Below are 24,490 nucleotides of genomic sequence, written 5' to 3' on the forward strand. Positions count from 1 at the left end.
CAGGAAAACATGGCCCCGATTTACGACGACGTCACCCAGGTTGTGGGGCGCACCCCGCTGGTGCGCCTGAACCGGCTCACCGAGGGCCTGCCGGCCCAGATCGCCGTGAAGCTGGAATTCTACAACCCCGCCAACTCGGTCAAGGACCGGATCGGCGTGGCCATCGTCGACGCCGCCGAGAAGGCCGGAGCGCTGAAGCCCGGCGGCACCATCGTGGAGGGCACCTCCGGCAACACCGGCATCGCGCTGGCCATGGTCGGTGCAGCCCGCGGCTACAAGGTGATCCTGACCATGCCGGAGACCATGTCCACCGAGCGCCGGGTCATGCTGCGTGCGTTCGGTGCCGAAATCGTGCTCACTCCGGGTTCCGAGGGCATGCGCGGCGCAGTGGAGAAGGCCAAGGAAATCGTGGCCAACACAGAGAACTCCATCTGGGCGCAGCAGTTCGCCAATGAGGCCAACCCGCTGATCCACCGCAACACCACCGGCGAGGAAATCTGGGCCGACACCGATGGCCAGGTGGACATCCTGGTGGCCGGCATCGGCACCGGCGGCACCATCACCGGCGCCGGCGGCCTGCTGAAGGAGCGCAAGCCCGGCGTCCAGATCATCGCCGTCGAGCCGGAAGACTCCCCCATCCTCACCGGCGGCAGCCCCGGCCCGCACAAGATCCAAGGCCTGGGCGCCAACTTCGTGCCGGAGGTGCTGAACACCAGCGTCTACGACGAGGTCCTGGACGCGCCGACGTCGGCGTCGGTCGCCGTCGCCCGCGATCTGGGCATTAAGGAAGGCATCCTCGGCGGCATCTCCTCAGGCGCTGCCGTCTGGGCGGCGCTGGAAGTGGCAAAGCGCCCGGAGAACGCCGGTAAGCTGATCGTGGCCGTGGTGCCCGATTTCGGTGAGCGCTACATTTCCACGATCCTGTACGACGACATCCGCGGCTGACCAGCTTTCCGTTGCCGCCGAGCGGCGCTGTTCAAGCAGAAAGAGCACATGGGTTTCCTAGCGCGACTGCGTGAAGACCTCGAGGCCGCCCGGTCGCACGACCCGGCGGCCCGGGGCCACGTGGAGAATTTCCTGGCCTACTCCGGGCTGCACGCCATCTGGATCCACCGGCTGACCCACAGGCTGTGGGCGAAACCGTCGCTGCGGCTGCCGGCCCGGCTGATTTCGCAGGCGGGACGCTTCCTGACCGGCATCGAAATCCATCCCGGCGCGACCATCGGACGCCGGTTCTTCATTGACCACGGCATGGGCGTGGTGATCGGCGAGACCGCCGAAATCGGCGACGACGTGATGCTCTACCACGGCGTCACGCTCGGCGGCCGTTCGCTGGACAAGGTCAAGCGCCACCCCACCATCGGTGACCGGGTGGTCATCGGTGCCGGTGCCAAAGTGCTGGGCCCCGTGGTCATCGGGGCGGACAGCGCCGTCGGTGCGAACGCCGTGGTGGTCAAGGACGCTCCGCCGGAATCGATCATCACCGGCATCCCGGCCACCTTCCGGCACCGCGATCCGATGCGCGAAACCAAGCCGGCCGTCGACCCGGCCGAATACATCGACCCGGCGATGTGGATCTAACCTTCCACCGCTGCCTGATAAACGTTGAACCTGACGAGAGGACAAGCCGTGGGTGAATCGATCCGCATCGGCATAGCCGGCTACGGAAACCTGGGCCGCGGCGTGGAGGCCGCGGTAGCCAAGAACCCGGACATGGAACTGGCCGGGGTCTTCACCCGCCGGTCCCCCGGCGACCTTGCCACGCTGCGCGAGGACACTGCCGTATACGCCATGGACGACCTGGCCGCCCACGAAGACAGCATCGACGTGCTGATCCTATGCGGCGGTTCCAAGGAGGACCTCCCGCAGCAGGGACCGGTCATGGCGGCCCGCTTCAACACGGTGGACAGCTTCGACACGCATGCCCGCATTCCCGAATACTTCGACGCCGTTGACGCGCCGGCGCGGACCGCCGGGAAGACGGCGCTGATTTCCGCCGGCTGGGACCCGGGCATGTTTTCCATCAACCGGGTGTACGGCGAAGCCCTCCTGCCCGACGGCGACACCTACACCTTCTGGGGCCGCGGGCTGAGCCAGGGGCATTCCGACGCCGTCCGGCGCGTTCCGGGTGTCGCTGCCGGCGTGCAGTACACGCTGCCGTCGGAGGCCGCGATTGAACAGGTACGCGACGGCAGCCGCCCGCAGCTGGAGACGCGGCAGAAGCACACCCGTGAATGCTTCGTGGTGCTGGCAGACGGCGCCGACCCCAACGCAGTCCGCGAGGCCATCGTGACCATGCCGCATTACTTCGACCAGTACGACACCGAGGTCCATTTCATCACCGCCGAGGAGCTGGCCCGCGACCACAGCGCCATGCCGCACGGCGGAATGACCATCCGCAGCGGCAACACCAGTGACGAACACGCCCAGGTCATCGAGTACGGACTCTCGCTGGAGAGCAACCCGGAGTTCACCGCCAGCGTCCTGGTGGCCTACGCCCGGGCCGTGCACCGCCTGCACCAGCAGGGCCGGTTCGGCGCCGTCACCGTCTTCGACGTACCGCCTGGCCTGCTCTCCCCCAAATCGGCAGCCGAACTGCGAGCCGAGTTGCTGTAGCACCTCGGGCCAGCTGGCTCAGCCGCACTCCTAGAGGGTGCAGCTCGGGCAGCGGGCTACCGCGCTTCAAAGCTATAGCAGGACGCAGACCTGAAAATTCGGCCCCTCCTCAACTTTCCGAGGAGGGGCCGATTTCCGCTTAGCGGTGCGGTTTTAGCCCGTCAGTCGTGCCGTTCCACGGGTGTCCCGCCCTGTTGCGTCCCCCATGGCGCCGATAAACTCGCCCCAGGGCACCAGACCGGGAGGGCAAGCAACAGATGTATCAGGAAAAAGCTCAGTCATTACGGGCCCTGCTGCGGCGCGAGAAGGATGAATAAACCCACGGAGAGCACCGGCCGCTGGGCTTATTCCTGTTGCTGATGGGTGTTCACGGCGCAGGACTGGCCTTGGGGACAGCCGCCGTTCACCGCTCACGCCGCACCCCTGCCGGAAGCTCCCCGGTGGAGCGACCTGGCGCTGATCGCCATCGCCACGCACAAGCTCTCCCGCCTGCTGACCAAGGCCCCGGTCACCAGCCCGCTGCGGGCTCCCTTCACTACCTTCGAAGGGCAAAGCGGGGCAGCCGAACTGGCCGAAGACGTACGCGGCACCGGACCACGGAAAGCCATCGGCGAACTATTGACGTGCCCGTTCTGCCTGGGCCAATGGGTGGCCAGCGGCTTCATCTTCGGCCTGCTGCTGGCTCCCAAGCCAACCCGCTGGACCGCCGCGCTGTTCAGCGCCGAATTCGGCTCCGACCTCCTCCAATTCTTCTACTCCAAGGTGCAGAAGTCGGCGGCATGATTTCCGCACCGCTCCGGGCCTCCTGAGTCCCGGACGAAACCGGGTTGAAGCGGCCGGAGCCGTCGACCGAACAGGAGTTGAGGTGCGGCAAGACGCCCTGAAAGTCACCGTGCAAACACCGAACGCCCCGCATCTGCTTGTGCAGGTACGGGGCGTTCGCCACAGTTAAGCCTCAGTGCGTGTCGACCGCGGAAACCTCGGACTTGTCGCCGCTCCAGAGGGTGTGGAAGGTGCCTTCGGCGTCCGTCCGGCCGTAGGTGTGGGCGCCGAAGAGGTCGCGCAGGCCCTGGGTCAGGGCGGCGGGCAGGCGCTTGCGGCGCAGCCCGTCGTAGTAGGCCAGCGAGGATGCGAACACCGGTACCGGGATGCCCAGCTGGACGGCGGTGGCCACCACGCGGCGCCAGGCGGGGACTGCCGCCCCGATCGCTTCGGCGAAGGCCGGGGCGAAGAGCAGGTTTTCCGGCTTTGAGTCGCCGGCGTAGGCCTTCATGATGTCGTCCAGCAGTTCGGCGCGGATGATGCAGCCGGCGCGCCAGAGCGAGGCGATCTCGTCCAGCTTCAGGTCCCAGCCGTACTCGCCCGCTGCGGAACCGAGCATGTCGATGCCCTGGGCGTAGCTGACCAGCTTGGAGGCGAACAGCGCCTGGCGGACGTCCTCGACGAAGCTCTGGGGGACCTTGACGTCCTCTTCATGCCCTGACAGCACGTCCTGGGCAATCGCCCGCTGACCGCGCTGCGAGGAAAGGCCGCGCGCGAAAACCGACTCGGCAATGCCGGAGACCGGCGATCCGAGTTCAAGCGCGGAGACGACGGTCCAGCGCCCGGTGCCCTTCTGTCCGGCCGAGTCCACCACCACGTCGACGAACGGCTTGCCGGTCTTGGCGTCCGTGTGGGCGAGCACCTCCGCGGTGATCTCGATGAGGAAGGACGACAGCTCGGTCTTATTCCAGGCGGTGAAGATCTCGGCCTGTTGCTGCGGCTCCAGGCCTGCACCGGTGCGGAGCAGGTCGTAGGCCTCGCCGATGACCTGCATGTCCGCGTATTCGATGCCGTTGTGCACCATCTTCACGAAGTGGCCCGCGCCATCGGTGCCCACCCAGCTGCAGCAGGGTTCGCCGTCGTACTTGGCGGAGATCTTTTCCAGCATGGGGCCGAGTGAATCGTAGGACTGCCGGGAGCCGCCGGGCATGATGGACGGTCCAAGGAGCGCCCCTTCCTCGCCGCCCGAGACCCCGATGCCCACGAAGTGCAGCCCCTTCTCGGCCAGGGCGGCCTCACGGCGCCGGGTGTCCTCGTAGTGTGAGTTGCCGGCGTCGATGACGATGTCGCCCTCTTCCAGCAACGGCACCAGCTGCTCGATGACCGAGTCGACCGGCTTGCCGGCCTTGACCATGATGAGAACGCGGCGGGGCTTCTGCAGGTTGTCCACCAGCTCCCGCAGCGACTCGGTGCGGATGAACTCGCCCTCGTCGCCGTGGGCGGACAGCAGGGCGTCCGTCTTTTCCACGGAGCGGTTGTGCAGGGCGACCGTGAAGCCGTTGCGGGCGAAGTTCCGTGCCAGGTTGGCGCCCATGACGGCCAGACCTGTCACACCGATGTGTGCGCTCATTGAGTCTCCATGTGTGCGGTCCCCGCGGTCAGGGACGTCAGCGTACAGCCCGAGCGGGCCGAGGTTCCTCCCCAAGCCTAATCCCGACCGGCGGCACCGGCTAAGCGGGCTGGCGTTAGCTGTGACTCATTCGCCGGCGGCAGCCGAGGGACGGAAGCGCAGCCAGGCGTCGATTGCGGCATCGTCTGCGTCGTCCCCGTCGGGAAAGCCACTGCCGGACATGGCGCCGGGAATGCCACTGCCGGCGATAGCGTCCGTGCCGAAATCCAAGCGGGGAGTCGATGCACGAGGCGTTGCCGCGGTCAGCTCTGCTTCATCCAGCACGTCCTGCCCGGGCATCCGGCCGGCGTCTTGTCCCGAGCACAGCCGGCGGTGCGTGCCGGAGCAAGCACAGAGCCGTGCCGAGAAGGTGCGCGCAGGGATGAAAGTGTGGCCTGCACTCCGGCAGAACTTCTCCATTGTTGCCCCTCACGAAAGCCGGCATGACCGCTTCAGCCTTGCAGACCCAAGGCCCGTTGTGGAGGGTTTGGAGACGCCGTTGCTTAACCGTTATTGCATGACTCAGCAGCTGCTCTGTCTTGGCTTAAGATCGGCGCAATTGGGGCCGATCGCGCCCGTCTGCGGGTCGCGGATGGTATGGCCCAGTGCCGGCTTTTGGCCCGGAAAAGCGGATATTGAGTGACACGTTTGACAGATCAATTTTGGTGGTTGAGAAATGCCCACGGGTCATGGCAGACTGTGGCTTGGCGGTGGCATTGAACGCCCGGGAGCCCCCATCTCCCGGTTGCAGCACCGCTTATCCCCTGGCAGTTCCGTTGATCCCCCATCTAACGGCTGCCCCGAAAGGCACTGTCCCTCACGGGACAGTGCCTTTCCCTTTGGACCTGTGAATGGACGGCGATCCCCCGACGAAGATCCACACGACCGGCGAGTATGGCTGGCTGCTTTTTCCCACTTCCGGCCGGAAGCCTCGCGGCAGGTCCGCGTGCCGCTTGCCGCGCCGTGGGGAAGATACGGCTCGGGCCCGTAAGCCGCCTGCATCGCGGGAAAGGGTTTCGACGCGGTCGGCTGCTGCACGCGGACGAACACTTCAGCCGGCATCACCAACTCTGAGGGACAGCCCCGCCCATCCCCCAACAGCGGGCGGGGCCGTTACCTCATCCATCCGGCTCCACTGCCCCCTGCAGCGGCTACCGGGAGCCCCACGTTACACCGGCAGCCGTCCGCTGGACCCCAAGATTCGCTCAGGAATCGGGGCCTGCTACCCGGGAATCGGAAACTGCGGCTCGGCGTAGCCAGGGGCCGCGGGAACGAAAAAACCCCGCGCTCCCAGGCGACGAGCCTGACAGTGCGGGGTTTGTCCGTGGGTCCTACCGGGATCGAACCGATGACATCCACGGTGTAAACGTGGCGCTCTACCAGCTGAGCTAAAGACCCGTTGTAATGTCGAAAGCGGGACCGCGGAGCGTTATCCGCCGCAACATCACGAGGATTTACTCTACCGGATAAACCCGCGTGAACGCCAACCAAATTTACGTGCGGATCAACACGATGCAACCTGTAACCTGAGACCTCCCTCAGGGGGACCAGTCGGCGACCGGACGGGGCAGCACAGTCCTCCTGGCAGCGCCTCAGGCCGGCTTCGGGAGCCGGCCCGGCAACTCCGCCGCCAGGTGGCCGAGAGCCTCGGAGACGCCCGTTTCCAGCTTCAGGTCGGCCAGTTCGTCGCCGCGGGTGGCGCCGCGGTTGATAATCACCACGGGTTTGCCCTGTTTGGCGGCGTGCCGGACGAACCGCAGGCCGCTCATCACGGTGAGCGAGGACCCGGCAACCAGCAGCGCCTCGCCGTCGTCCACCATTGCGTAGGCCGCCGCCACCCGGTCCTTGGGGACATTCTCGCCGAAGTAGACGAAGTCCGGCTTGAGCATGCCGCCGCAGACCAGGCAGTCGGCGACGACGAAGCGGGAGGTGTCGGCGACGTCGGCATCGGCATCCGGAGCGACGTCGCCGGCATCGCCGTCGGCGGCGTAGGCGGGGTTGAGTTCCTCCAGCCGCACCGCCAGCGAGGAGCGACTGGTCACGTCCCCGCAGTTCAGGCAGATCACCCGGTCGAAACGCCCGTGCAGGTCGATGACGTTCACGCTGCCGGCGTCCTCATGCAGCCGGTCCACGTTCTGCGTGATCAGGCCGCTGAGCAGGCCGTTCTGCTCCATCGCTGCCAGCGCGTAGTGGCCAAGGTTGGGCGCGGCGTGGTGCATGTGCCGCCAGCCGACGTGGTTGCGCGCCCAGTAGCGGCGGCGCAGGTCCTCGTCGCCGACGAACTGCTGGTAGGTCATCGGTGCGCGCGGGACGGAGGTGGGGCCGCGGTAGTCCGGGATGCCGGAATCGGTGCTGAGGCCCGCGCCGGTCAACACGGCCAGACGGCGTCCAGCCAGGATCTCGAGCGCCGGCCGCAGCAACTCCACGGCGGCTAGAGCTCTTTCAGCACGCGGTGGTATTCCTGAATGTCGCGGGCCTGGCTGCGGGGATTGCGGATTACGTGCCGCAGGATGCCTTCGGCGTCGATGATGAAGGTGCCGCGCAGCGCCATGCCGGAGTCGTCGTCGAACACGCCGTAGGCATTGGCCACGCCGCCGTGCGGCCAGAAGTCGGCCAGCAGGTCGAACTCGTAGCCCTCCTGCTCCGCGAACGCGCGCAGGGCGAACTTATGGTCGACGGACACGGCCAGCACGCGGGCATTCTCGCTGCGGAAGAGGCCCAAATCGTCGCGCAGCTCGCACAGCTCGCCGGTGCAGATGCCGGAGAAAGCGAACGGGTAGAAGACCAGCACGACGTTCTCACCGCGCAGGGCGGAGAGCCTGACGGGTTCGCCGAACTGGTTGGACAGCTCGAAATCGGGTGCGGGCAGCCCGGTCCGGGGTGCGTCCGCGGTCACTTGTTGGTCCGCTTGCTGACCAGCCGGGTAGCGGCCCAATCGCCGGATACACCGGCGGAAGTGGTCACGTGCAGGCCGGCAGTAGGCGCCGCTTCCTGGACGTCGGCCGGCGGCACGTAGCCGTCCCGGCCGGACTTCGGCGTCAGCACCCAGACCACCCCGCCCGGCCCGAGGGTTGTCTGCGTGTCGACCAGCGCGTCCACCAGGTCGCCGTCGCCGTCGCGCCACCACAGGATCACTGCGTCCACCACGTCGTGGTCGTCCTCGGTCAGCAGTTCGGAGCCGGTGAGGTCCTCGATGTCGTCACGCAGATCGAAGTCCACGTCCTCGTCATAGCCGAATTCCTGGATCAGGTCCCCGTCTTTGAAACCCAAATTGCCTGCCACATTCTCTACCGCGGCGGCTTCGGCCTCGCCCACTGTGCTCCTCCTGTATGGAACGTATTGATTCATCCCACCGATGGCGATGGGCGTGTTGCTAGTTACAAGCCAACACCCTAATCGCCGTCGCTTCAAGCCACCCGCAAGACGCCGCCGGTTTTTGCCGCGCCGCGGCGCCGCTTACGCCTCTTTCTTAAGGATGACGGCGCGCGCCCCTTGGGACCGACGTCGGTGCGTCTTACCACGACGACGGCGGCGCGGCCTCCGCCGTCGTCGTAACAACTGGCACGGCCGGCTCCGGCTGCGTTGTAATGCCGTGAACAGTTAGAGTGGCACTGAAGAATATCTCCCGGCCGGACCATGCGCCGGGTCGCTATGCCACGTAAGGCGCAGACACAATCTGCACGTATGAGAGGTTGGACGTGAGCGCAGGAGAAGATACCTCGCACATCCTGAGCGGGCTGACAAGCCAGCTGCCGGATCGCGATCCCGAAGAAACCGCCGAATGGATTGAGTCCTTCGACGGTCTGGTGGAGAGCCAGGGCACCGAACGGGCCCAGTTTATTGTCCGCTCCATCCTGCAGCGTGCGGGTGCGCAGAGCGTCGGCGTGCCGATGGTGACCACCACGGACTACGTCAATACCATTCCGGTCGACCAGGAGCCGGCGTTCCCGGGCGACGAGGAGATCGAGCGCCGCTACCGCGCCTGGATGCGCTGGAACGCGGCCATGCTGGTCCACCGGGCCCAGCGTCCGGACATCGGCGTGGGCGGACACATCTCCACGTACGCCGGCGCGGCCACGCTCTACGAAGTGGGCTTTAACCACTTCTTCCGCGGCAAGGACCACCCCGGCGGCGGCGACCAGATCTTCTTCCAGGGCCACGCCTCCCCCGGCATGTACGCGCGTGCCTTCCTCGAAGGCCGGCTGTCCGAGGAGGACCTGGACGGCTTCCGGCAGGAAAAGTCCCGCGAAGGCCACGCCCTGCCCTCCTACCCGCACCCGCGCTCCATGCCCGAGTTCTGGGAATTCCCGACCGTCTCCATGGGCATCGGCCCGGCCAACGCCATCTACCAGGCGCAGCTGAACCGCTACCTGCAGAACCGCGGGATCAAGGACACCTCCGACCAGCACGTCTGGGCCTTCCTGGGCGACGGCGAGATGGACGAACCGGAGTCGCGCGGCTTCCTGCAGTTGGCAGCCAACGAAAAGCTGGACAACCTCACGTTCGTGATCAACTGCAACCTGCAGCGCCTCGACGGGCCGGTGCGCGGCAACGGCAAGATCATGCAGGAGCTCGAGGCCTTCTTCCGTGGCGCCGGCTGGCATGTCATCAAGGTGACCTGGGGCCGGGAGTGGGACGAACTGCTCGCCAAGGACCATGACGGCGCGCTGGTGGACATCATGAACTCCACCCTCGACGGCGACTACCAGACCTACAAGGCCGAATCCGGCGGGTTCGTCCGCGAGCACTTCTTCGGCAAGACCCCGCAGACCAAGGAAATGGTCGCGGACATGACCGACGAGCAGATCTGGAACCTCAAGCGCGGCGGCCACGACTACCACAAGGTCTACGCCGCCTACCGCGCCGCCACCGAATTCAAGGGCAAGCCCACGGTGGTCCTCGCCCAGACGGTCAAGGGCTACGGCCTGGGCACGCACTTCGAGGGCCGCAACGCGACCCACCAGATGAAGAAGCTGACCCTGCAGGACCTGAAGGACTTCCGCGACCACCTGCGCATCCCGATCTCGGACGAGCAGCTCGAGGCCGATCCGTACCGGCCGCCGTACTACCGGCCGGGGCCGGACACCCCGGAGATCAAGTACATGATGGAACGCCGGGCCGCGCTCGGCGGCGCCGTGCCGGAACGCCGGACGGCGCACCAGCAACTGCACCTGCCCGAGGACAAGGCCTACGAGGTTGCCAAGCGCGGCTCCGGGAAACAGCAGGCGGCCACCACCATGGCGTTCGTGCGCCTGCTGAAGGACCTGATGCGGGACAAGGAATTCGGTGCCCGCGTGGTCCCTATCATTCCGGACGAGGCGCGGACCTTCGGCATGGACTCGTTCTTCCCGACCGCCAAGATCTACAACCCCAAGGGGCAGAACTACCTGTCCGTGGACCGCGACCTGGTCCTGGCGTACAAGGAATCCCCGCAGGGCCAGATCCTGCACACCGGCATCAACGAATCCGGCTCCACCGCCGCCTTCACCGCCGTCGGCACCTCCTATGCCACCCACGGCGAGCCGTTGGTGCCGATCTACATCTTCTACTCGATGTTCGGCTTCCAGCGCACCGGTGACTTCTTCTGGGCCGCCGCCGACCAGATGGCGCGCGGCTTCGTGATCGGCGCCACCGCGGGACGGACCACCCTGACCGGCGAGGGCTTGCAGCACGCGGACGGGCACTCCCCGGTCCTCGCCTCCACCAACCCGGCGGTCGTCACCTACGACCCGGCCTACGGGTACGAGATCGGACACATCATCCGCGCCGGCCTGGAGCGCATGTATGGCGGGAACCATCCGGATCCCAACGTGATGTACTACCTGACCGTGTACAACGAGCCGATCGTCCAGCCCGTCGAACCGGAGGAACTGGACGTCGAGGGCCTGGTCAAGGGCATTTATCTGCTGGCTCCGGCCAAGGTCGACGGGCCGCGCACCCAGCTGCTGGCCTCCGGCGTGGCCGTGCCGTGGGCGCTGGAAGCCCAGCAGCTGCTGGCCGATGACTGGGGCGTCTCCGCCGATGTCTGGTCGGTGACCAGCTGGAACGAACTGCGCCGCGACGGCCTGGCCGCCGAGGAGGAGGCGTTCCTGGACCCCGGCGCCGAGCCGCGCAAGCCCTTCGTGGCCCAGCAGCTCGAAGGGGCGACCGGCCCGATCGTGGCGGTCAGCGACTATATGGCGGCCGTGCCGGACCAGATCCGGCAGTACCTGCCCAACGAGTTCGCGACCCTGGGCGCCGACGGCTTCGGGTTCTCCGACACGCGGGCCGCGGCCCGGCGCTTCTTCAAGATCGACAGCCACTCGATCGTGGTCCGGGCACTGCAGATGCTGGCCCGCCGCGGCGAAGTCGATCAGAATGTGCCGCGGGACGCGTTCGACAAGTACCGCCTGATGGACGTCAACGCGGGCACCTCGGGCAACGCCGGCGGCGACTCCTAACCGCGGCAACACGCCACCCGACGGGCGGCGGACCCGGCCCTTTGCGGCCGGGTCCGCCGCCTGTTTTAGTAGGAACCACACAAAAGCCGGAATGGAGCTTGCCCGGGCAAGTGCGTATGCTCGTTGCATGCCCCACGCCCGGACCGAACCTGCCAAGACGGCTGCCCCACCGGGCACGACGGCCGCCAAGAAAACCACGGCACGGCAGGCGACGCCGTCGACATCCGCCGCCGGCGGGCGCCGCGCCAGCGCAGGGCGGAAGGGCGACCGGGCCGCCACCGGCAACCCGGCAACCTTGGAGCGGCTGCGGACCAAGGTCGGCGCGCTGGCGACCGTGACCCTGAAGCGGCTGGAGTCGGACCTGCCCTGGTACCGCGGCTTGCGGCCGGACGAACGCTCCGCCCTCGGCCTGGTGGCACAAAAAGGCATCGCGTCCTTCGTGACGTGGTACGAACGCCCCACGTCCCCGGCCTGGGTGATGAACGACGTCTTCGGCACGGCCCCCACCGAGCTGACCCGCTCCATTAGCCTGCAACGCGCGCTGCAGCTGATCCGCGTGGTGGTCGAAGCCGTGGAAGACGAAGTGCCTGACCTTGCCGGCGAAAGCGACGAGGCCCAACTGCGCGAGGCGGTGCTGCGCTATTCCCGGGAGGTCGCCTTCGCGGCCGCCGACGTGTACGCCCGCGCCGCCGAGACGCGCGGCTCCTGGGATACCCGGCTCGAGGCGCTGGTCGTGGATGCGATCCTGCGCGGCGAAAGCTCCGACGCCCTGCGCTCCCGGATCGCCGCGGTCGGCTGGAAGACCACCGGGCCCATCACGGTGATGGTGGGCGGCTCCCCCGGTGAACCGGGCCCCAGCTTCGTGACCGAACTGCGCCGCGCCAGCTCCCGCTACGCCGCCGACACGCTGGTGGGCATCCAGGGCGAGCGGCTGATCCTGGTGCTGGGCGGCCTGTCGGACCAGGACACCGCCTTCGTGCGCCTGGCCGAACTCTTCGGGCCCGGACCGGTGGTCTACGGCCCGGAGGCCCGCTCGCTGGTGGACGCCAGCACCTCGGCCCAGGCCGCCTTCGCCGGGCTCAACGCGGCCAAGGCCTGGCCGGCCGCGCCGCGCCCCGTGGCCGCCAACGACCTGTGGCCCGAACGGGTGATGTCCGGCGACGACGCCGCGCGCCGCGACCTCTACAAGTACATCTACGTGCCGCTGCTCAACGCCGGCAACGGGCTGGTCGAAACGCTCTCCAGCTACTTGTCGCTGGGACATTCGCTCGAAGCCACGGCGCGGGAACTGTTCGTCCACGCCAACACCGTGCGCTACCGGCTGCGCCGCGTATGCGACGTGACCGGCTGGGATCCGCTGCTGCCGCGGGAGGCCTTCGTGCTCCAGACCGCCCTCGGCGTGGGCCGCCTGGTGGCGCCCGCGCGGAACCCGAAGGACCGCGCGCCGGCTCGGCAGTAGTCCGCGGCACCTTGTAGACTTCCTACAAAGCGGTTCGGCGAGCTTCGTGTGCCGAAACACCGTGGAAACCGCCTCCTCTTTGGAAAGCTTGAATACGTGCTTGCAATAGTCTGCCCGGGCCAGGGTTCCCAGACGCCCGGATTCCTCAATCCCTGGCTCGAGGTCCCCGGTGTGCCCGAACACCTCGGACTGCTCAGCGACATCGCCCAACTGGACCTTCTCACGCACGGCACCGTGTCCGATGAGGAGACCATCAAGGACACCGCCGTCGCCCAGCCCCTGATCGTGGCCGCCGGCCTGCTGGCCGCCCGGGCCCTGACCGCCGATGAGCCCCTCGACCTGTCCACCGTCGTGGCCGGCCACTCCGTGGGCGAAATTACGGCGTCCGCCATCGCCGGCGCGCTGACCGAGAACGACGCCATGAACTTCGTACGCGAACGGGCGAACGCCATGGCGCGCGCCGCCGCGCAGACCCCGACCGGCATGAGCGCCGTGCTCGGCGGCGAACCGGACGACGTGCTCGCCGCGATCGAAGCGGCCGGGCTCACCCCGGCCAACGCCAATGGCGGCGGCCAGACGGTGGCCGCCGGCACGCTCGAGCAGCTGCAGGCGTTCGCCGCGAACCCGCCGGCCAAGGCGCGCGTGATCCCGCTGAAGGTCGCCGGCGCCTTCCACACCGAACACATGGCCCCGGCGGTCAGCGCCCTGGAAACCCTGCGTCCCCAGCTGAAGCCGGCCCTGCCGTCGCTGACCCTGCTCTCCAATTACGACGGCGAACCGGTCTTCGGCGGCGACGAGAACCTGGACAGCCTGATCGCCCAGGTGTCGCGCCCGGTCCGCTGGGACAAGTGCATGGAGAAGCTGGTGTCCGTCGGCGTTACCGGGCTGCTGGAGCTGCCGCCAGCCGGCACCCTCGCCGGGTTGGCCAAGCGCGGCATGAAGGGCGTGGCAACCATGGCCCTGAAGTCGCCGGAAGACCTGGAAGCGGCCCGCGCCTTCATCGCCGAGCACACCGAACAGACCCCCGTCCTGAACCGCACGTCTGGAGAATCCGAGCAGTGAGCACACCCGTCATCCAGCAGACCCCGCTACGCGACTTCACGCGCATCCTGGGCATCGGAGCGTACCGTCCGGACGTCATCGTCACCAACGACGACGTCTGCCAGTGGATCGATTCCTCCGACGAGTGGATCCGCCAGCGGACCGGGATCGTAACCCGTCACCGGGCGGGCGCCAACACATCCGTGCTGGACATGGCCGAAGGCGCCGCCAAGGAAGCGATGGCCCAGGCCGGCATCACCGGCGACCAGCTTGGGGCCGTCCTCGTCTCCACCGTCTCCCACCCGTACGCCACGCCGTCGGCCGCCGCGGCCCTGGCCGACCGGATCGGCGCCACCCCGGCTCCCGCCTTCGACATCTCCGCTGCCTGCGCCGGCTACTGCTACGGCATCGCGCAGGCCGATGCCCTGGTGCGCTCCGGCACCGCCGATTACGTTTTGGTGGTCGGCGCGGAGAAGCTCTCCGACGTCATCGACAACACCGAGCGGACGATCTCGTTCCTGCTGGGCGACGGCGCCGGCGCCGTCATCGTGGGCCCGTCCGACACGCCGGGCATCAGCAAGCCGGTCTGGGGCTCCGACGGCAGCAAGTGGGACACCATCAGCATGACCCACTCGCTCAGCCATGTCCGCGAGCTCTCGCTGGCCGCAGAGGCCGCCGGCTCGCTCTCGGCCGTCTCGGACACCTTCGACGAGACGGACAGCAAGCTCTGGCCCACGCTGCGCCAGGACGGGCCGTCAGTGTTCCGCTGGGCGGTCTGGGAAATGGCCAAGGTAGCCAAGCAGGCGCTGGAGGCTGCCGGCCTGCAGCCCGAAGACCTCGCCGCGTTCGTGCCGCACCAGGCCAACATGCGCATCATCGACGAGATGGTCAAGCAGCTGAAGCTGCCCGAGAGCGTTGTCGTGGCGCGCGACATCGCCGACGCCGGCAACACCTCGGCAGCGTCCATCCCCCTGGCCACGCACCGCCTGTTGCAGGAGAACCCCGCGCTCTCCGGCGGATTAGCCCTGCAGATCGGCTTCGGCGCCGGACTGGTCTTCGGCGCGCAGGTCATCGTCCTGCCGTAGACTGCCTTGCGGTAGTCGGGCCTCCCCTACATTCCCACCAGAACCAGGCCGCAGACCGCGGTTTGACACCCCGTCCGGACACCGTCCGGCAGCACAAGAAAAGGAGCCACCATGGCTAGCAACGAAGAAATCCTGGCCGGTCTGGCCGAGATCGTCAATGAAGAGACCGGCCTGGCCCCGGAGGCTGTCGAGATGGACAAGTCCTTCACCGATGACCTGGACATCGATTCCATCTCGATGATGACCATCGTGGTCAACGCCGAGGAAAAGTTCGGCGTGCGCATCCCGGACGAAGAGGTCAAGAACCTCAAGACCGTCGGTGACGCCGTCAACTTCATCGTCAACGCCCAGGCGTAGTTCCGCGCCGCCCGGGGGCTCCCGGGACTCGGCGGCCGGCGGGTGACCCCCGGTCCGGCCGCCGCACCGGATTTATTGCCCAATCACTATTGAGAGAATGAATCAATGGCACGCAAAGTAGTCATCACCGGCCTCGGCGCCACCACCCCGATCGGCGGCGACGTCCCCACGATGTGGCGGAATGCGCTCAAGGGCGTTTCCGGGGCCCGTACCCTCGAAGATGATTGGGTAGCCCAGTACGAGCTGCCGGTGACGTTCGCCGCCCAGGCCAGCAACCGCCCGGACGAAGTACTGACCCGGGTCGAAGCCAAGCGGATGGACCCCTCCACCCAGTTCGCCGTGGTGGCGGCCCGTGAGGCCTGGAAAGACTCCGGCATCGAAGAGGTGGACCACGACCGCCTGGCCGTGGCTTTCGCCACCGGTATCGGCGGCGTGTGGACGCTGCTGGACGCGTGGGACACCCTGCGCGACCGCGGGCCCCGGCGGGTGCTGCCGATGACGGTGCCCATGCTGATGCCGAACGGCCCGGCCGCGGCCGTGAGCATGGACCTGGGAGCCCGCGCCGGCGCCCACACCCCGGTCTCCGCCTGCGCTTCCGGCACCGAAGCCATGGCCTTGGGCATCGACCTGATCCGCGCCGGCAAGGCCGACGTGGTCATGACCGGCGGCGCCGAGGCCGCGATCCACCCCATGCCCATCGCGGCGTTCAGCGCGATGCAGGCCCTGTCCAGGCGCAACGACGACCCCGAGCGTGCTTCGCGCCCGTACGACCTGGACCGGGACGGCTTCGTGATGGGCGAAGGCGCCGGCGCGCTGGTGCTCGAGGCCGAGGAACATGCTTTGGCCCGCGGTGCCCGCATCTATGCCGAGCTCGCCGGCTCCGGCGTCACCGCCGATGCTTACCACATCACCGCCCCGGATCCCGAGGGGCTTGGCGCCACCCGCGCGCTGAAGGCCGCACTGTTCGATGCCCGGGCACAGGCGACCGACGTGGTGCACGTGAACGCGCACGCCACGTCCACCCCCGTCGGCGACAAGCCGGAATACACTGCCCTGAAGGCCGCGCTCGGAGACCATGTCGGCAACGTTGCCGTCTCCGCGACCAAGTCGCAGACCGGCCACCTGCTCGGCGCGTCGGGTGCCGTGGAGTCCGTGATGACCGTGATGGCCGTCTACGAACGCCGTGCTCCGGCCACGATCAACCTGGACAACCAGGACCCGGAGATCCCGCTGGATGTGGTCACCTCCGCCCGCGACCTGCCGCAGGGCGACATCGTCGCGCTGAACAACTCCTTCGGGTTCGGCGGCCACAACGCCGTCGTCGTGTTCCGCAACGTCTAGCAGTTCACCGTTCACCATGTGCTTGCCTGCGGGCAGCACGAAAGGGAGGGCGGCCGGTTATTACCGGTCGCCCTCCCTTTTGCGTGGATGGAGGAGGGAGTGAGCCGGCGTCAGCCGACCTGGTGCAGCCAGCGCACGGGGGCACCTTCGGCGGCGTGGCGGAAAGGCTCGAGTTCTTCGTCCCATGCCTCGCCCAGGGCGAGGGACAGTTCGTGGTAGACGGCAGCGGGATCGCCGGCACCTGCTTCGTAGGCGTAGCGGATGCGGTCCTCGCTCACCATAATATTTCCGTGGACGTCGGTCATGGCATGGAAAATTCCGAGTTCGGGCGTGTGCGACCAGCGGCCGCCGTCCACCCCGGCGCTCGGCTCTTCGGCAACTTCATAGCGCAGATGGGCCCAGCCGCGCAGGGCGGAAGCCAGCATGGCGCCGGTCCCCTGCGCGCCGACCCACGACAGCTCGGCCCGGTACATTCCGGGCGCGGCAGGCTGCGGGGTCCACTCGAGATCCGTTCGCTTGTCCACGACGGATCCGACGGCCCACTCGATATGCGGGCACAGTGCCGAAGGTGCTGAATGCACAAACAGCACTCCACGCGTCATCACAACAGACATCCCATCCTCCATTTGCTGTAGGTACGTCTTCCCCAACGACCTTCAGCCTGTCAACGGATGGAACTTGTCAGTACTGCTGTTTCCGACGCTTCGTTCCTCATTGTGCCGTACGGCATCGAATTGCGCCAGTGTAACTACCAATGTGTTATGGCGTGTCGCCCGTTCCGCCGGTGCACGCCGGTCCGGGGCTCGCCCAGCGGCCGCGTTCCGGGCGGACGGCCGGTCCCGCCCGCCGCTGCTGTTTGCGCGATCAGGCCCGCGGGTGCGCCTGCTGGTAGCTGCGGCGCAGCCGGTCCACCGAGACGTGGGTGTAGAGCTGGGTGGTCGCCAAAGTGCTGTGGCCGAGGATCTCCTGGACGGCCCGCAGGTCCGCTCCCCCATCCAGCAGGTGCGTGGCGGCGCTGTGCCGGAGGGCGTGCGGCCCGGTGGCCGAGGTGTCGCCGAGCAGGCCGAAGAGCCTGGCCGCGACGGAGCGAACCTGGCGCGGGTCCACCCGCCTGCCCCGTTGGCCCAGGAACAGGGCCGGGCCGCTTTCCGCGATGGCGAGCCTTGGGCGGCCGCGGCGCAGCCAGTCGTCCAGGGCGACGGCGGCCGGCAGCCCGAACGGAACGGTCCGCTCCTTGTTGCCCTTGCCGAGCACCCGGATGGTCCGGCGTTCGTTGTCCACGTCGTCGATGTCCAGGCCCGCGAGCTCGCTGACGCGGACGCCGGTGGCATAGAGCAGTTCGATCATCGCCCGGTCCCGCAGGGGCATCGGCTCCCCCTCGGCGGCTTCCTCGGCGAGCGTTCGGAACAACTCGTCGACCTGTGCCGGCCGCAGCACGGTGGGCAGCGAGCCGTTGCGTTTGGGCGCCTTCAGCCGGAGCGACGGATCGGTGTGGATGAGCTCTTCCCGCAGCGCCCAGCCCATGAACGTGCGGGCGGTGGCCGTGCGCCGCGCCAGCGTGGATCTGGCCAGGCCGGCTCCGTTCATCGCGCCCAGCCAGGACCGCAGGGTCCCGAGCGTGATGTCCGGCAGCTCCCGGGCACCGGTTTCCGCTGCGGAGCCGAGCAGGTGCCGGACGTCGGTCACATAGGCGCGGATGGTGTGTTCCGAGCGAGCGCGCTCCGCCTTCAGATAGCGGGCGAAGCCAGCCAAGGCCGCGTCGAAGGCCTGTGGGAGCGGCTCGGTGCCCTGCGGTTCGGGTTGGTCTGCAGAGCTCATCCCCTCACTTTGCTGGCCCGGCGCGCCGAACTCAAGGAGGCGCACGGGAACGTGGCCGAATTGCCGCCGTGCCTCCTTCCCTGCGTCCTACTCAGTCCCTGCGCCCGCGGCGCCAGCCGGTGGCGTCCTGGACGGCCAGTCCTGCCGCTTCCAACCGGCCGAGTCCCGCGAGAACGGTGCGGACCGGGATCCCCGCGACGGTGGCGAGCTTGTCTACGGTGCTTCCCCGGCGAACCGGCAGGGCGTCGAGCAGCAGCAGGTTGTCCACCCCGAGTCCGTCGTGGTCGGCGAGCACCTCTTGGCTCCCGGCCTGCACTGTTCCCAGCGGTCCCGCGAGCTCGGCCGCCTCTGCGGCATCCGTGACGGCTGTGGCGCTCCCGTCCCGCAGCAGCCGGTGGGTACCGGCCGAGTTCGCGCTGTAGACGGATCCGGGAACGGCGCCCACGCCGCGGCCAAGCCCCGCGGCGTGATGGGCAGTATTCAGCGCCCCGGAGCGCCAGCGAGCCTCCACCACGATGGTTGCGGCGGCCAAGGCTGCGATGAGCCGGTTTCGTTGCAGGAACCTCCACCGTGTGGGTGCGGCGCCGGGCGGCACTTCCGCGAGCAGGATCCCCCGGCTGGCGATGGCGCGGAGCAGTTCTTCGTTTCCGGCCGGGTAGTACCGGTCCAGGCCGCCGGCCATGACCGCCATGGTGGCGACATGTTCGGCCTCCGCCGCCAGGGCCGACCGATGGGCCTGCGCGTCGATCCCGTAGGCGCCGCCGGAAATCACGCAATAGCCGCGCTGCGCGAGTCCGCTGCTGATGTCGCCGGTTACCTGGTTGCCGTAATTCGTGCTGTCCCGGGAACCGACAACGGCCACCGTTGACCGGACGTCCGGGATGCCGTCCGTGAACCGTCCCCGCGCCCAGAGGCAGAGCGGTTCGCCCAGCCCGAGGTCCGCCAACGACGCCGACCACACGGCGTCTCCGGGGATGAGCACGGTGCCGCCGAGCCTGCCGATCACGGCCAGGTCGCGTTCCGGCGCAAGGTCCTTGATGCGCGGCGCCCATCGCTCGAGGGCGTCGTTGAGCGGCTGGGCGTTGCCGGCAGTGGGTTCGCGGTCAAGGGCGCGCAGCAATTCCGCCTGCAAACCATGCCCGGCCTTGATCTGGCCGGTGGCGACTCTCAGGGCGTCGTGCGCGCCGGCAGCGGCGACCAGTGCCTGGCCGATCCAGTCAGACGGCTCCATCAGCCGGGACAACGCCGCCCTGGCAAGGCGTTCATCGGTGGACGGCAGTTGCGTCATTCTGGTCATCTCCTCCTGGCCGGCGGCCGCAGATGGCGAAGGCATGGTCAGGCCGCCTTGACCTGTTGGCGGAAGGCCAGCGCCGTACTGACGCAGTCCCGGTCCGGTCGGTCCAGGCCGGACAGGTCGGCGAGCGTCCACGCAACGCGCAGGACACGCGAGTAGCCACGGCCGGTCAGCACTCCGCATTCCATGGCCCGGTCCAGGTCCCTGGTGATAGTGGCCGGAAGCCGCAGCTTCCCGGTCAACAGTTCGCCGCTGATCTCCGCGTTCAACCCGATGCCCCACGGCTGCAGCCTCACCCGCTGGGCCGTCCGTGCCACCGCTACCCGGGCGGCGACGGCCGCGCTGTCCTCCCGCCGAGCACCCGCGGCCATCATCCCCACCGTCAGCCGTGGCAGAGTCAGCTGCAGATCGATGCGGTCGGTCAAGGGGTTGGAGAGCTTGCCAAAGTAGCGGCGCCTCTGGTCGGGCGTGCAGGTGCATTCCAAACCCTTGCCCCCGGAGAGCCCGCACGGGCAGGGGTTCGCCGCCATGACGAGCTGGAAGCGTGCCGGGTAGGCTGCGCTGCCGGCCGCCCGGTGCACCACCAGCCGCCCGCTCTCCAGCGGCTGGCGCAACGCGTCGAGCACCTGCCGGTCGTATTCGGGCGCCTCGTCCATGAACAGCACCCCGCGGTGTGCCCGCGAGGCCGCTCCCGGGCGGGGCATGCCGGAGCCGCCCCCGATGATGGAAACCGCCGTTGCCGTGTGGTGCGGGCTCTCGTACGGTGGCCGCCGTACCAGTTCGGTCAGCGGGGCTGCGGTGGCACTCAGGGAGTGGATGGCGGTGACCTCCATGGCATGGTGGTCGGGAAGATCTGGCAGGATGCCCGGCAACCGTTCGGCGAGCATCGTCTTGCCGGCACCGGGCGGGCCGACGAGCAGCAAATGATGGCCGCCCGCAGCCGCGACTTCCAGCGCGGCCCGGGCTTCATGCTGCCCGGCCACGTCCGCCAGGTCGGGGGCGGGCGCCGGAGGAGCTGTGGCCGGCACGGACGGGGCCAACCGGTCTTGCGGGGCGAGATTGAGCCGGTTCGCGTCGGCGCCGAAGGCCATGAGGACCTCAGCCAGGTTGCTGAAGCTGCGCACTTGGGCGCCGGGCACCAGCGCGGCCTCGGCGGCGTTGGCGTCGGCAACGACAACATGCGGATACCCGGCTTCAACGGCCGCCATCACCGCCGGCAGTACACCCCTGACCGGCCGGAGCCTCCCATCGAGACCCAGCTCGGCCAGGAAGATGTTGCGGCCGCTGGGCCGGACGTCTCCCGCCGCCTGGAGCGAGGCCATCAGGATGGCCAAGTCAAAGCCGGAACCCTTCTTCGGCAGCGAAGCGGGGACAAGGTTGACCGTGATCTTCCGCCTGCTGAGCGGGACCCCCGCGTTCTTCGCAGCGGCCTTGATGCGTTCCTTGGCTTCGGTCAGGGCCGCGTCCGGCAGCCCCAGAAGAATAAAAGCCGGGAGGGTTTGGCCGATGTCCGCTTCTACCTCGACGATATGCCCGTTCAGCCCCACCAGCGCCACCGAGAACGTCCGTCCGAGTCCCATCAGCCGACGTCCTTCAGGTACTCGATCACGGGCCAACGTGCCTGTCCGTAGAGCACCGCGACGGCGTCCACCCTCATCGCCGTACCGGTCATGCCGTGGTCGAGCAGCCACTGGTGCCCCAGGGAGTGGAGACGGCGGACCTTCGCGTCGGTGATGGCTTCAAAGGGGTGGCCGTAGTCGGTGCTGCGCCGGGTCTTGACCTCGGAGACCACGATGGTCGCCCCGTCCACGGAGACGATGTCCAGTTCGCCGTCGGGGCTGCGCCAGTTTCGGTCGATGACACGCTGGCCGGCGCCGGAAAGATAGGACGCAGCCATCTCCTCACCGCGTCGGCCCAGTTCGTCTTTCGCTCTCATGCTCTCCAGCGTGACGCGGCCTCACTCTGTGAGCAGGCCGAGGAACACGGATGTGGACGGCTTCGTCAATGGGCCATTCTGTGGAGGAAAGGAGACGCCACACAAATCGTGATGCGGGGCCAGCCGATCCGTTTCGCCCCGGTTTTGGCGGCGGACTCGGGCCGCAACGCATGCTGTGAGGCGGTCGGGGACGCTGACGCGATCACCGGGAACAAAAAATGCGCCGACGGCGGGATCCGTCCGTTCGATTCGGCGTCCGTTGCTTGCTGTTAGGGGAGCAAACGGCCGACCACCCAAGCGGTGATCGGCCGCGCCTCCCTTTTCGCGCTGCTGCGTGGATGGTTATGGTGCTGAGTTGACCACAGAAGTCTTGACCGACGTCCACGCGGTCGCTGTACCGGCTGGGAAGGTCTCTCCTGCCGCCAAAGTGACGACTCGCTCTCCGATCAGCAGCCCTGTGGCGGGATCGATGATGATGTCCGTCCGGGTCTCTCTGTCGGAATCCTCGACCCCGATTGCTATGCCTACCTCGCCGTCGAGGTTCGCTTGCCTGTCTACGACGGTGACCCCAGGAATTAGTGCGGCCGCTTTATACAGTGCCGCTCTGAGATCTGCCGGGACGACTCCGGTCTTCAGCGCAGCCGCGATACTTTCCAGCATTTCTGTTTCCGACCGGTCTGGATTGGACCGCTCGCGAATTGTCTCTAGGAGCGCCTGGGGGTCACGGGGAAGTCCCTCCACTCCATCGTCCAGAGGTGTGCCGGAGAACATCAACCGTTGTTCTCCATAGAAGTTCCCGCCCGGCGCCCGCAGCAGTTCTCCCGTCCTGATGGGGTCGTCAGCCTGAGACTGTTGGTATTTGGTCGCCTCTGCCTTGTCTTCTTCGCTGAAGAACGTCGTGGGGATGCGGCCTTCGCGATCCCAGATCCATTCGTCCGTTCGGTCGGCGGGGACATAGAGATGGTCGGAGGATTTATCCAGCCACTCCACCCTTCGGCGGTCTCCCCCCTTGTCCCCCAACAGGACCCCCGAGGCGTAGACGGACGTGGTATCGATCTTCAAGTATTGGCCAGGTCCGACACTCGGGTCGGACGTGGTGATAGTTGTGGCCGCGGCGTTGTTCAACACTTCCGCCGCTTCGGCGGTTGCGCCGCGGTGGCCGCCGGACCCAATGACGTCAGCGGCCACAAACGCCCCAACGAGCACAGCGGCGGCCGCTGAGGCGAGCACCACCCGACGGGAGACACGACGGGAAAGTGACATGTTCGGCCGGAAGGAGGACCCGCTTTCGGCGCCAATGCTTTTCATCAGTTTCGTCCGACCCCGTGCCAATGTTGCTTGGGGCGCTGAACCGACCTCGCTACGCATTTGGCGCAGCAGTTGCAATTCGTCCACGATTGGTCTCCGTTTCTCCAAGTTGTTCCGGCAGGGCATCGCGCAGCGTCTTGCGTGCACGGTTCAGGCGAGATCGGACGGTCCCTACAGGGACGTCCATTGCATCGGCAATGCCTTCGTAGGTCAGGTCAGCCCAGGCATAGAGCAGCAGGGTCTCCCGGTCGATCGCGGGCATGTGTTTTAGGATGAGGGCTATACGGCCTGTCGCGGCCATAGCGTCGACCTGCGCGGCGATTCGGTCGGACTTGTCTTCCGTCGCTTCGCGGGAGGCGGACTTTGCCAGGGTTTCCAAGGTCCGGGCTTCGGCCCGATGGTGCCGCCGTAGGAGGTTGGTAGCGATGCCAAAAAGCCAGGGCCTCGCATCTTCTCGGCTCTGGTCAAAGGTTTGCAGCCGTTCGAACGCGACCAGAAATGTCTCCGATGTGACGTCGTCTGCCACGAAGTCCCCCGCGCGTCTGGCGGCATACCTGTAGATGATGGACGCGTGTCTGTCGTATAGCTCCCCGAAAGCTGCGGGGCTGTCCCGAGACCGCCTGATGATGTCGCTGTCTGTGCTCACACTCTGTATTGCCCGCTGGACCCAAAAGGGTTCACGAGGCTTTCCCTTCTTGGCGTCCAAAGGATCTCCAGTGAAGCGTACCGGCGAGAGCCCGTCCGATTCCTGCACCGTCATTCAGGCGAGCGCAGCACGCCTGTGCAACTTCGCCTTTTGGCTCCGCTGGTCTTCAAAAGGCGGAGGCGCTCAGGAAAGCCAGCCAGCCGAAAATGGGTGACGGCGTGATGGGTCGAACGCACCGCGGAGCGGAAGGCCGTTCTTGACGGTCTCTTCTCGACCGCGAGGGGCGCTCTGGAGATCGTCGACCGCTAGCCACAGAAAAGCCCCGCCGGGCGCTATGCGGAACGGGCTGCGGCAGAAGCTACGATGTCCAGTTCGCCGTCGGGGCTGCGCCAGTTTCGGTCGATGACACCCTGGCCGGCGCCGGAAAGATAGGACGCGGCCATTTCCTCCCCGCGTCGGCCCAGTTCGTCTTTCGCTCTCATGCCCTCCAGCCTGGCGCCGCCTCACTCCGTGAGCAGGTGGAGGAACACGGATGTGGACAGCCCACTACCGGCGGCGGCCTGTGCAGGACGGGGCGGCAGCCTCCGTTAGGCTAAGAAGTGATGCGCGGCACACCCTGGCCTGCGCTCCATATCAGCCACCGGATCAGCCTCGTGCCACCCGAAAGACCGCCGCACCCGCGACGGGTCTTGGAAGAACAAGAACCAAGAAAAGACAC

At 67.5% G+C, this 24,490-nt stretch carries 22 protein-coding genes, 1 tRNA gene and 1 pseudogene; 10 read left to right on the forward strand and 14 right to left on the reverse strand.

The annotated features are described in order from the left end of the window. The first annotated feature begins 9 nt into the window (after positions 1-9). From cysK to AC5RVZ_RS31960, 4 genes are all read left to right on the forward strand, one after another. The gene (cysK, locus tag AC5RVZ_RS31945) at positions 10-945 is read left to right on the forward strand and encodes a cysteine synthase A (RefSeq protein ID WP_494069616.1); all 936 of its coding nucleotides are present in this window, start codon (positions 10-12) and stop codon (positions 943-945) included. A gap of 48 nt (positions 946-993) precedes the next feature. Then, on the forward strand, positions 994-1,581 hold the full coding sequence (epsC, locus tag AC5RVZ_RS31950; protein ID WP_494069617.1) for a serine O-acetyltransferase EpsC: 588 nt from the start codon (positions 994-996) through the stop codon (positions 1,579-1,581). Positions 1,582-1,629: 48 nt separating this feature from the next. Beyond that, positions 1,630-2,616, forward strand: a complete 987-nt coding sequence (locus tag AC5RVZ_RS31955) for a diaminopimelate dehydrogenase (protein WP_494069618.1) — start codon at positions 1,630-1,632, stop codon at positions 2,614-2,616. Positions 2,617-2,979: 363 nt separating this feature from the next. Then, entirely contained in the window at positions 2,980-3,399 is a 420-nt protein-coding gene (locus AC5RVZ_RS31960; RefSeq protein WP_494069619.1) for a DUF1360 domain-containing protein, read from the forward strand. A gap of 172 nt (positions 3,400-3,571) precedes the next feature. Here the strand turns inward: AC5RVZ_RS31960 and gnd are convergent, their stop codons facing one another. The 6 genes from gnd to AC5RVZ_RS31990 form a co-directional block, all read right to left on the reverse strand. Beyond that, positions 3,572-5,008: an NADP-dependent phosphogluconate dehydrogenase gene (gnd, locus tag AC5RVZ_RS31965; RefSeq protein WP_494069620.1), complete on the reverse strand. Its 1,437-nt coding sequence runs from the start codon at positions 5,006-5,008 to the stop codon at positions 3,572-3,574. 126 nt (positions 5,009-5,134) lie between these two features. After that, on the reverse strand, positions 5,135-5,467 hold the full coding sequence (locus tag AC5RVZ_RS31970; protein ID WP_494069621.1) for a hypothetical protein: 333 nt from the start codon (positions 5,465-5,467) through the stop codon (positions 5,135-5,137). A 905-nt stretch (positions 5,468-6,372) separates the two neighbouring features. Then, a tRNA-Val gene (locus AC5RVZ_RS31975) sits at positions 6,373-6,445 on the reverse strand. A gap of 194 nt (positions 6,446-6,639) precedes the next feature. Continuing rightward, positions 6,640-7,506: an NAD-dependent protein deacetylase gene (locus AC5RVZ_RS31980; protein ID WP_494069634.1), complete on the reverse strand. Its 867-nt coding sequence runs from the start codon at positions 7,504-7,506 to the stop codon at positions 6,640-6,642. Next, on the reverse strand, positions 7,479-7,943 hold the full coding sequence (locus AC5RVZ_RS31985) for a peroxiredoxin (protein ID WP_494069622.1): 465 nt from the start codon (positions 7,941-7,943) through the stop codon (positions 7,479-7,481). Before AC5RVZ_RS31985 ends, AC5RVZ_RS31980 begins: the two co-directional genes overlap by 28 nt. Next, complete coding sequence (locus tag AC5RVZ_RS31990; protein ID WP_493986977.1) at positions 7,940-8,362, reverse strand: DUF3052 domain-containing protein; 423 nt, start codon at positions 8,360-8,362, stop codon at positions 7,940-7,942. The genes AC5RVZ_RS31985 and AC5RVZ_RS31990 overlap by 4 nt, the downstream gene beginning before the upstream one ends. A 383-nt stretch (positions 8,363-8,745) precedes the next feature. On the opposite strand from AC5RVZ_RS31990, the gene aceE reads away from it, so the two are divergent. The 6 genes from aceE (at position 8,746) to fabF (ending at position 16,770) form a co-directional block, all read left to right on the forward strand. Continuing rightward, entirely contained in the window at positions 8,746-11,487 is a 2,742-nt protein-coding gene (aceE, locus tag AC5RVZ_RS31995) for a pyruvate dehydrogenase (acetyl-transferring), homodimeric type (RefSeq protein WP_494069623.1), read from the forward strand. A gap of 127 nt (positions 11,488-11,614) precedes the next feature. Further along, positions 11,615-12,946 carry a PucR family transcriptional regulator gene (locus AC5RVZ_RS32000; protein WP_494069624.1) on the forward strand — a complete coding sequence of 444 codons (1,332 nt, stop codon included), beginning with the start codon at positions 11,615-11,617 and terminating at the stop codon, positions 12,944-12,946. A gap of 96 nt (positions 12,947-13,042) precedes the next feature. Further along, positions 13,043-14,008 carry an ACP S-malonyltransferase gene (locus AC5RVZ_RS32005; protein WP_494069625.1) on the forward strand — a complete coding sequence of 322 codons (966 nt, stop codon included), beginning with the start codon at positions 13,043-13,045 and terminating at the stop codon, positions 14,006-14,008. After that, positions 14,005-15,072, forward strand: coding sequence for a beta-ketoacyl-ACP synthase III (locus tag AC5RVZ_RS32010; RefSeq protein WP_494069626.1), 1,068 nt, complete (start codon positions 14,005-14,007; stop codon positions 15,070-15,072). Before AC5RVZ_RS32005 ends, AC5RVZ_RS32010 begins: the two co-directional genes overlap by 4 nt. A 111-nt stretch (positions 15,073-15,183) precedes the next feature. Next, entirely contained in the window at positions 15,184-15,429 is a 246-nt protein-coding gene (locus AC5RVZ_RS32015; protein ID WP_127514824.1) for an acyl carrier protein, read from the forward strand. A 105-nt stretch (positions 15,430-15,534) separates the two neighbouring features. After that, positions 15,535-16,770, forward strand: coding sequence for a beta-ketoacyl-ACP synthase II (fabF, locus tag AC5RVZ_RS32020; RefSeq protein ID WP_494069627.1), 1,236 nt, complete (start codon positions 15,535-15,537; stop codon positions 16,768-16,770). Positions 16,771-16,880: 110 nt separating this feature from the next. On the opposite strand, the gene AC5RVZ_RS32025 is transcribed toward fabF, so the two are convergent. The 8 genes and pseudogenes from AC5RVZ_RS32025 to AC5RVZ_RS32060 form a co-directional block, all read right to left on the reverse strand. Further along, positions 16,881-17,384, reverse strand: a complete 504-nt coding sequence (locus AC5RVZ_RS32025; protein ID WP_493977382.1) for a DUF3145 domain-containing protein — start codon at positions 17,382-17,384, stop codon at positions 16,881-16,883. Between the two features lie 250 nt (positions 17,385-17,634). Further along, complete coding sequence (locus tag AC5RVZ_RS32030) at positions 17,635-18,588, reverse strand: tyrosine recombinase XerC (protein WP_494069628.1); 954 nt, start codon at positions 18,586-18,588, stop codon at positions 17,635-17,637. A gap of 91 nt (positions 18,589-18,679) precedes the next feature. Continuing rightward, the gene (locus AC5RVZ_RS32035) at positions 18,680-19,885 is read right to left on the reverse strand and encodes a DNA-processing protein DprA (RefSeq protein WP_494069635.1); all 1,206 of its coding nucleotides are present in this window, start codon (positions 19,883-19,885) and stop codon (positions 18,680-18,682) included. Positions 19,886-19,923: 38 nt separating this feature from the next. Then, positions 19,924-21,462 (reverse strand): YifB family Mg chelatase-like AAA ATPase, encoded by a 1,539-nt coding sequence (locus AC5RVZ_RS32040; RefSeq protein WP_494069629.1) that lies wholly within the window; start codon positions 21,460-21,462, stop codon positions 19,924-19,926. After that, positions 21,462-21,818, reverse strand: coding sequence for a YraN family protein (locus AC5RVZ_RS32045; RefSeq protein ID WP_494069630.1), 357 nt, complete (start codon positions 21,816-21,818; stop codon positions 21,462-21,464). The genes AC5RVZ_RS32040 and AC5RVZ_RS32045 overlap by 1 nt, the downstream gene beginning before the upstream one ends. Positions 21,819-22,160: 342 nt before the next feature. Continuing rightward, complete coding sequence (locus AC5RVZ_RS32050; protein ID WP_494069631.1) at positions 22,161-23,213, reverse strand: CU044_5270 family protein; 1,053 nt, start codon at positions 23,211-23,213, stop codon at positions 22,161-22,163. Then, the gene (locus AC5RVZ_RS32055) at positions 23,179-23,772 is read right to left on the reverse strand and encodes an RNA polymerase sigma factor (RefSeq protein ID WP_494069636.1); all 594 of its coding nucleotides are present in this window, start codon (positions 23,770-23,772) and stop codon (positions 23,179-23,181) included. The genes AC5RVZ_RS32050 and AC5RVZ_RS32055 overlap by 35 nt, the downstream gene beginning before the upstream one ends. Positions 23,773-24,128: 356 nt before the next feature. Next, positions 24,129-24,254: pseudogene (locus AC5RVZ_RS32060) on the reverse strand (YraN family protein); the annotation flags it as partial. Positions 24,255-24,490: the final 236 nt, after the last annotated feature.

The organism is Arthrobacter sp. Cza30, from assembly GCF_059090765.1.